Source organism: Flavobacterium sp. (assembly GCF_003525665.1).
In the GTDB taxonomy this organism is placed as follows: Bacteria; Bacteroidota; Bacteroidia; order Flavobacteriales; family Flavobacteriaceae; genus Flavobacterium.
This window is the reverse complement of the sequence record NZ_DQDX01000218.1, coordinates 1-5,883: the sequence shown is the minus strand read 5'-3', so window position 1 is coordinate 5,883 and position 5,883 is coordinate 1. Positions and strand designations below refer to the sequence as shown.

Genomic DNA, 5,883 nt, shown 5'->3' with positions numbered 1-5,883 from the left:
AACTTCAAAATTTACTAAAAATAGATTTCATCCGGTCCAATTAAAATGGAAACCTCACAATGGAACCGATTATGCGGCGCCAACAGGAACGCCAATTATGACTACTGCCACTGGAGTTGTAGAACAAGCTGGTTATACCGCAGGAAACGGAAATTTTGTAAAAATAAAACACGACAAAACCTATTCTACACAATACCTTCACATGTCTAAAATTCTTGTGCGACGCGGACAAAGAGTAAAACAAGGCGATGTTATTGGAAAAGTAGGAAGTACAGGTTTGGCATCTGGACCACACGTGTGCTATCGTTTCTGGAAAAATGGCGTGCAAGTTGATGCGTTAAAATTAAAATTACCCAATTCGCAACCAATGGAAGGAAGGAACTTGCCTCGATTCAAAGAGCAAATTCGTCCTTTAAAACGTGAATTAGATAGTGTTGCTGATATTAGATTCAAATAAATTGATGACATCCTATCATTTTTAAAATTGTTTTCCAACTACAACGTTTAAGTAACTTTTCCTAGTCTAAAATCCAGGAGTCGAATGTAATTTCTACATTCTTTTGATTAATTTTGTCAATCAAAAATTAAAAAAAATGGCTTTACAAAATACAAATCCAACAGAAACTAGTGCATGGCAAAAACTGAAAATTCACTTTTCAACAATGCAAAGCAATTCTATTAAGGAAATGTTTCAAAAGGATTCTAAAAGAGCAGAAAACTTTCATATTCAATGGAATGACTTTTTAGTTGATTATTCTAAAAATAATATTACACAAGAAACAATAGATTTACTTCTAGAGTTAGCTGATGAAGTAAACTTAAAAGATGCAATTTCTAAATATTTTGCTGGCGATATCATAAATCAAACCGAAAACAGAGCTGTTCTTCACACCGCTTTACGCGCTCCAGAATCAGCAACAGTTTTAGTTGATGGAAAAAATGTTATGCCTGAGATTTATGAAGTTAAAAATAAAATTAAAGCTTTTTCAAATCAAATAATTTCCGGAGAATTAAAAGGTTATACAGGAAAACCATTCACAGATATCGTAAATATTGGAATTGGCGGATCAGATTTAGGTCCGGCGATGGTTGTTGAAGCGTTGCAGTTTTATAAAAATCATTTGAACGTTCACTTCGTTTCCAACATCGATGGAGATCACGTGAATGAAGTTATCAAAAAGATAAATCCAGAAACTACGCTTTTTGTGATTGTTTCAAAAACCTTTACAACGCAAGAAACTTTAACCAATTCAGAAACTATTAGAAGTTGGTTTTTAAAATCGGCAAAGCAAGAAGATGTCGCTAAACATTTTGTGGCAGTTTCTACAAATATTCAAAAAGTAACCGAATTCGGAATTGATTCTAACAACATTTTTCCAATGTGGGATTGGGTTGGTGGACGATTTTCACTTTGGTCTGCCGTTGGTTTATCAGTAAGTTTGGCCGTTGGTTTTGATAATTTTGATAAATTATTGAAAGGTGCAAACCAAATGGATAACCATTTTGAAGAGAGTTCATTCGATAAAAATATTCCTGTAATTTTAGCTTTATTGAGCGTTTGGTACAATAACTTTTTTGGTGCAGAAAGCGAAGCCTTAATTCCGTACACGCAATATTTACAGAAATTAGCTCCATATTTACAACAAGGAATTATGGAAAGCAATGGTAAAAGTATTGGTCGTGACGGAAAACCAGTTAATTATCAAACCGGAACCATTATTTGGGGTGAACCTGGAACCAATTCGCAACATGCCTTTTTTCAATTAATTCACCAAGGAACAAAATTAATTCCTACCGATTTTATTGGATATGTAAAACCATTATACGGTAACGAAGACCATCATAATAAATTAATGTCTAACTTTTTTGCTCAAACCGAAGCATTACTCAATGGTAAAACAGCAGAACAAGTAGCTTCAGAATTCGAAAAACATGGAGTTTCAGCAGACAAAGCAGCTTATTTATTGCCATTTAAAGTTTTTACAGGAAATAAACCTACCAATACTATTTTGATTGAAAAACTAACACCAGAAACTCTAGGTTCTTTAATTGCTTTGTACGAGCATAAGATTTTTGTTCAAGGTATTATTTGGAATATTTTTAGTTACGATCAATGGGGTGTCGAATTAGGAAAACAACTGGCCAATTCTATTTTAGAAGAAATTAATTCTAAAGAAGTAAATAATCATGATTCGTCGACAAATTTTCTTTTAAATCATTATCTTACAAGAAAATAGAATTAATTCTATACAATAAACAACCTCATTTTTTATGTTAAAATGAGGTTTTTTTGTTTTTTTAGCAAATTTAGTGACGATAGTTTAGTAAAATGGTAACATTTTATATTTGGATAGGAATTTTTCAATAAAAAATAGTTTCTTAACTTTTTCTTAACGTTGCTTGACAATAAATGTTGGAATTTTGGCAAAAATTTTAACACTCAAAAAAATGAAAAATTTTAAGAAATTAGGCTTTACAGTAATTTTACTATTACTTGTATCGTTTGCCTTTTCACAGGGAAACACCAATTCATCTTTATCTGGAAAGGTTGAGGATAAAGATGGTACTTTGCCTGGTGCATCTGTTTTGGTCGTTCATACACCTTCTGGGACGAAGTATTCTGCATCAACAGATGAAAATGGATATTTTAGAATTTCCAATATGAGAACAGGTGGACCGTATAAGGTTACTGTTGCTTTTGTTGGATACAAAACAGAGTTTCAAGATGATATTTATTTAGCTCTTGGAGAAACGTTCAATACAAATGTATCGCTAACTTCAGAATCTAGTGTTTTAGAAGAAGTTGTTGTTAAATCAAAACGAGATAATGTTTTTGATTCAAATAAAACAGGTGCTCAAACAATAATCGATTCAAAAAAAGTTCAAGGTTTACCTTCACTTTCACGAAATATAGCAGATTTTGCAAGATTAACACCTCAAGCTCAACTGCGTGGAGATGATGTTATTTCAATTGGAGGTCAGAATAATAGATACAATGCAATTTATATTGATGGTGCTGTAAACAATGATGTTTTTGGTTTGGCAGCAAACGGAACAAATGGTGGTCAAACTGGTGTTAGTCCAATTTCTCTTGATGCAATTGATCAATTTCAAGTGAGTGTTGCACCATTTGATGTTAAAATTTCTGGTTTTGCTGGTGGTGCAATTAGTGCTACAACAAAATCTGGAACAAATAATTTTGAAGGATCAGCATACTTCTTTAATAGAGATGAAACAACTGCTGGAAAAACGCCTCCGAGTCTCGCGGGAACGTCTTCTAGAGAAAGACTTTCAGATTTTACAGCAAAAACTTATGGAGTTCGTGCTGGTGGTGCAATAGTAGAAGATAAGTTATTTTATTTCATCAATTATGAAAGACAAGATAATGAAACGCCACAACCATTTAATATTGACACTTATACTGGAAACATAGGGATCACAGGAGGAAATCCTTTTAATGGCGCTTTAGCAACGCAGCAATTAAACAATTTAACATCTTTCTTAAATAATAATTATGGTTATAATCCTGGAAATTATTTAAATACTGTTCAAAAATTAACCAGTGATAAGTTCATTGCGAAAATTGACTGGAATATTAATGACAAGCACAAATTAGCATTGCGTCACAGTCTTGTTAAAGCCGTGAATTTATCTCCAAGCAACTCATCTTCAAGAGCTATTAATTTTTCAAACGGTGGTATAGATTTTACATCAACAACAAACTCTACAAGTTTAGAGTTGAATAGTAGATTTAATAACAAATTTTCAAATAATTTAGTTGTTGGATACACAACGGTAAATGACGATAGAAATCCTCTTGGAACTTCATTTCCTGCTGTTGAGATTAGAGATGGTAGCGGAACTATTTTCTTAGGTTCTGAAGCATTTTCTACAGCAAATCTTTTAGAACAAAAAACATTAACGGTTACTGATAATTTCCAAATTAATACGGGAATGCACAACATTACTATTGGTACCAATAATGAATTTTCAAGTTCTAAAAATGTGTTTTTTGGTAGAAATTTTGGATATTACCGATATAATTCTCTTGCAGACTTTTTAAATAATGCTAAACCAAATCGTTATCGTCTAGGTTACTCATTAGTTGGTGGCGAAGGAGATAGTTCTTTGGGTGCTGCAGAATTTGATATTATGCAACTTGGTGCTTACATTCAAGATGAAATGCGTTTATCAGACAACTTTAAGATATCATTTGGTTTTAGAGTTGATGTGCCAATTTGGGAAAATGGTTTAGCAAACAATGATTTTAATACAAGAACAATTGGAATATTAAATGCTAATGGTAAAGATTTAAAAGGAGCACAAGTTGGAAGAAAGATAGACAATTATGCACACATCTCACCAAGATTAGGATTTAACTATGATGTAAATGGTAATAAAAAGACACAAATTAGTGGTGGTTTAGGTATTTTTACTTCGAGACTTCCATTAGTATGGCCGGGAGGAACATACAATAATAATGGTGTAACTCAAGGAGCTATAGATATTAATGGTGTTACTAACCCAAGTATGCCTAGTTTCAACCCTGATCCAAGTGTGAATAGCCAATTAAATAATAATGGCGCACCTCTTGGGCCACTTCCAGGTAATGTTGGTGCTCCAGGTCAATTTGGCGGTAATATAGATTTATTTGCTAAAGATTTTCGTTTACCACAAGTTTTTAAAGCAAGTTTAGCAGTTGACCAACGTTTACCGCTTGGGTTTACAGTTTCTGCAGATATTACTTTTAATGATAATCTTTCAGCAATTTCATATGAAAATTTGAATTTGGCAGAACCAACTCAATTCTTAACCGGACCAGATAAAAGACCTCGTTACAGTACTACTCGTTTAGATCCTACTTATCAAGGAATTTATTTAGCTTCAAATACAAGTGAAGGTGAAGCTTATAATACATCAGTTACATTGTCAAAATTATTTACTCAAAATAGATTTAATTTAAACCTTCAAGCTACATACGCTTACGGAAAATCAACAGTGTTGTTTGACGCTACATCTTCTCAAAACAGTTCTCAGTGGAATAATATTGAAACAGTGAATGGTTCTAATAAAGTAGGAGGTGCTTCAATATCAGATTTTTCACAAGGAACAAGACTATTGAGTAATGGTGTAATGACTTTTAAATGGAATAAAAACACTAAAACAAAATTAGGTTTCTATTATGAAGGAGCAGAAGGAACACCATTTAGTTATGTTTATAATGATAATGGTAATATCTTAAGAGATACTTTCTCAGAATCTGCATTAATTTATGTTCCAGCAAATCAAAGTGAAATTATCTTAGTAAACGACCCTGTTACAAATTTAACACCGCAGCAACAATGGGAAGCATTAGACGCTTATATTGCTGGTGATAAATATTTGAGTTCAAGAAGAGGTAAATATGCTGAAAGAAATGGAGATAGATTAAAATGGAGCCATATTGTTGACATGAAGTTTTCACAAGAAATATCTTTCTTTTCTGGAAAGAGAAAACATACTTTTGAATTAACTGCAGATGTTTTTAACTTTACAAATATGTTAAATAAAGACTGGGGAAAACGTTACTTCGCTACATTTGATCAAGTACAATTGCTAGATTTTGTATCTGTTAATTCGGGTGGTCAACCTACTTTCCGTTTTAATCCTAATGTTGATGCTACTAAAAATCAAATTGATGATTCTGGATTGAACTCTTCTAGATGGCAGATGCAAGTTGGTGTTCGATACACTTTCAACTAGTTATAATTTTTTCATAATTTTAAAAACTCTTTTACAAAAAATGTAAAAGAGTTTTTTTTCTTTTCTATATTTGTTAAAACAAAAATTAAATTTATATGTATAATTTTATTCAAAAATTTCACTCGGGTTGGGCATATTTGG

3 protein-coding genes are annotated in these 5,883 nt (G+C 32.3%); all 3 read left to right on the top strand.

Annotated features, from left to right (window positions below; all coding sequences use genetic code 11):
* Positions 1–457: M23 family metallopeptidase (locus tag DIU01_RS14975; RefSeq protein WP_290835856.1), on the top strand; the 457-nt coding region annotated here is incomplete at its 5' end.
* Between the two features lie 136 nt (positions 458–593).
* Entirely contained in the window at positions 594–2,237 is a 1,644-nt protein-coding gene (gene pgi / locus DIU01_RS14970; RefSeq protein ID WP_290835853.1) for a glucose-6-phosphate isomerase, read from the top strand.
* A 211-nt stretch (positions 2,238–2,448) separates the two neighbouring features.
* Positions 2,449–5,742 (top strand): carboxypeptidase regulatory-like domain-containing protein, encoded by a 3,294-nt coding sequence (locus DIU01_RS14965; protein WP_290835851.1) that lies wholly within the window; start codon positions 2,449–2,451, stop codon positions 5,740–5,742.
* Positions 5,743–5,883: the final 141 nt, after the last annotated feature.

Excerpts from the sequence above, each read along its gene's own strand:
- DIU01_RS14965 (WP_290835851.1), top strand. The coding sequence starts at position 2,449 with ATGAAAAATTTTAAGAAATTAGGCTTTACAGTAATTTTACTATTACTT.
- pgi (WP_290835853.1), top strand. The coding sequence starts at position 594 with ATGGCTTTACAAAATACAAATCCAACAGAAACTAGTGCATGGCAAAAA.